Raw genomic sequence first — 2,618 nt, forward strand, 5'->3', positions numbered from 1 at the left:
TGTCATTGACCGCCCTAATGGAGCCACCCATGTCCGCCCCTAATGGAGCCACTTGGATCAGCGTTTCCGGGCTTCGGACGTGTTAAACATCTAGTTGTTTTCCCCTGCACCGGCAACGCAGTTTTTGATCATGGCCTCTTCCCTGGAGCTTCGGAAACTTCGACCTTCGAGGACCACCTTGTATGCTCCGTGCCGCAAGCGATCCAGGGTCGCGGCCCCCAAGAGCTTGTTGTTGAAGGCTTCTCCCCATTCGGAGAAGTCCAGATTGCTGGTGATGATCGTCGGGCACCGCTCGTACCGCTCCGCGATCAGATCATGGAAATCCTCATCCTCTGAGGTCTTGAAGGGTTTCAGGCCGAAGTCATCGATGATGAGCAGATCCGTCTTGGCCAGGGTGGACAGTTTTCGTTCGTACGAGTTGGTCGCCTTGGCGGCCTGGAGCATTCCCAACAGCTTGCCGACCGAGGTAAACAGCACCTCGTACCCCCTCCTGGCTCCGGCGTGTCCAAGGGCCTGGGCGATGTGGCTTTTCCCGGTGCCGCAAGGGCCGACGATGAGCACGGAAGCTTTTTCCTCAACGAAGCGACACGTTGCCAAGTCAAGAATCAGCGACTTATTGATGGACGGGTTGTAGCCGAAGTCGAAGCCTTCAAAGGTCTTTTGACTTCTGAAGCCCGCACGGCGGATTCGGAGCGAGAACTTCTTCTGTTCCCTCCGGGCCACCTCGTCCTGGACCAGCATGGCCAGGAACTCCACATGGGACAGTCCATCCTCAATGGCCTGCTTGTTCCGCACCTCCAGGGAGTCCAGGATGCCGGAGAGACGAAGCTGTTTCAACGCGGGTTCAAGGGAAGGCATCGGGTTCATTATCTTCTCCTTTTCATTGTAGAATTCCGCTCAATTCCCTGCAATACTTCGACTTACCAGTGTAAATTTCTTTCACCTCCTCATGGAAGACAGGGCGCGGCAATACGTCCAGGCCCTTCTCCAGGATGCGCTTGACGGTGCAGTAACGGATGTCGTTGTGATCCAAGGCGCGTTGGCAAGCGGCTTCAAGGCGTTTCGCGCCGTATTTCTTTTTGAGCCGCAACGCCCCTTGAGCTGCCCGGAGATTGTCCAGCACTTTGTCTGAGAACAGCTCGTCAATGAAGCTCAAGCAGGCTGGGCCTACCTTTTCGGCCTGGGCCAGGCACCACTGCGGATCGTGCATGATGTACGCCTTGGCGTCCGGCGGCAAATGATCCTCGAGGGTGGACTTGCTCCCCGGCCTGGGCAGACGGGGATGGATGGCGACAAGCTCGATGCCGTCGAAAAGCTGGACGGTCTTCTCCGTGGCCCGCAGCCACAGCTCCTGGTGCACCAGCCGGTAAGGGGCGGAGTAGAAGCTCCTGCGGAACTCGACGTGGCAGTTGCCGTGCAGCTTGACCTGCGCCCAGACGGCCATCTCCGGCGGCACAGAGGGCAACGGCCTAAGCACATGCTTTTCAGTCTCGGCGAACAGCGTCAGCGGTTTCTCCTTCGTGGTCCCGTGAATGCGGTTGCCCGCCGTTTCCATGACCCAGGCCCGGAGTTGCTCATTGGCATCACGTAGGGTTCGGAATTCACGCAGAGGCATGAAATTGTTCTTGATGTACTTGACCCCGGACTCGACCCTGCCTTTCTTCTGCGGCTCGCGCGGTGGACATGGTGAGATCAGGAACTGGTATCCCTCGGCGCATTCCGCGTAGGACCGCTGCACCTGGGGATCGTGGAAGCTGGCCTTGACGATGGCGCTTTTGAGGTTGTCGATGATCATCTTCCCTGGAACGCCGCCGAAAAACTCGAAAGCCCGTCTGTGGCAGCCAAGCCAGGTCTCCACCTTCTGGTCGCGGACGATCTCGGCGTACTGGTGCCTGCTCCAAGCCAATGTCATCACGAAAAAGTGCGTCTTGGTGACTTCGCCGGTGAATGCGTCGATGATCTCAGGACCGGAGCCAAAGTCCACCTGCGCCGCCTCGCCTGGATTGAAGTCCAGCATCACCGTGGCGGTCGGATTGTCCTTCTTCAGCTTGGCGATGAAGCGTCTGACGCTGGAGTATGCGCCTGTGTAGCCGTGCTTCCGGACCAGGGCCGTATGGATCGCGATTCCCGCAATTCCCTGCTTGACCCAGTCTCGGACATCATTTTGGAAGGGATTGATGCTGGAAGTGGACGGTTGGACGGGCGAGCGCCCGGCCAAGGCCAACGACAACTCCGCGTCATTCGGCAACAGAGTATCGGGGGCCAGCCACCCCAGAGTTTCGGCTATCTCTCGGACCTGGGCCAGCTTTCTGCGGCCCATGAGGTGTGTCTTGGCTATCTGCCTGTCCGATTCGCCAAGGCGCATCCGGACAAGAGCATGGCGATATTCAAACATCTCGAACCTCCGATTGGACATCCCGCGTACCTCCCGCTCGTGAATCCGGCGGAAATACGTGGCATCTCGAAGGTCCGAAACCCGGTTCGGCCAGGCTAGACTGGCTCCATTACCTGATCATCAAATGGCCCCATTGCGTGAGCACTGGGTGGCTCCATTAGGTGAACATCCGGTGGCTCCATTGGGTGAACATCGAATGGACCCATAGGGGCGGTCGCCGACA

General features: G+C 58.4%; 2 protein-coding genes. Both read right to left on the reverse strand.

Annotated features, from left to right (window positions below; genetic code table 11):
• Positions 1 to 90 precede the first annotated feature (90 nt).
• Positions 91 to 867 carry an IS21-like element helper ATPase IstB gene (gene istB / locus G453_RS0116730; protein ID WP_027191966.1) on the reverse strand — a complete coding sequence of 259 codons (777 nt, stop codon included), beginning with the start codon at positions 865 to 867 and terminating at the stop codon, positions 91 to 93.
• Between the two features lie 13 nt (positions 868 to 880).
• Positions 881 to 2,395 carry an IS21 family transposase gene (gene istA, locus G453_RS0116735; protein WP_235731793.1) on the reverse strand — a complete coding sequence of 505 codons (1,515 nt, stop codon included), beginning with the start codon at positions 2,393 to 2,395 and terminating at the stop codon, positions 881 to 883.
• Positions 2,396 to 2,618: the final 223 nt, after the last annotated feature.

This window comes from Fundidesulfovibrio putealis DSM 16056 (genome assembly GCF_000429325.1).
Taxonomy (GTDB): Bacteria; Desulfobacterota; Desulfovibrionia; order Desulfovibrionales; family Desulfovibrionaceae; genus Fundidesulfovibrio; species Fundidesulfovibrio putealis.

Coding starts and splice junctions, on each gene's coding strand:
- istB (WP_027191966.1), bottom strand. CDS start 867: ATGAACCCGATGCCTTCCCTTGAACCCGCGTTGAAACAGCTTCGTCTC.
- istA (WP_235731793.1), bottom strand. CDS start 2,395: ATGTTTGAATATCGCCATGCTCTTGTCCGGATGCGCCTTGGCGAATCG.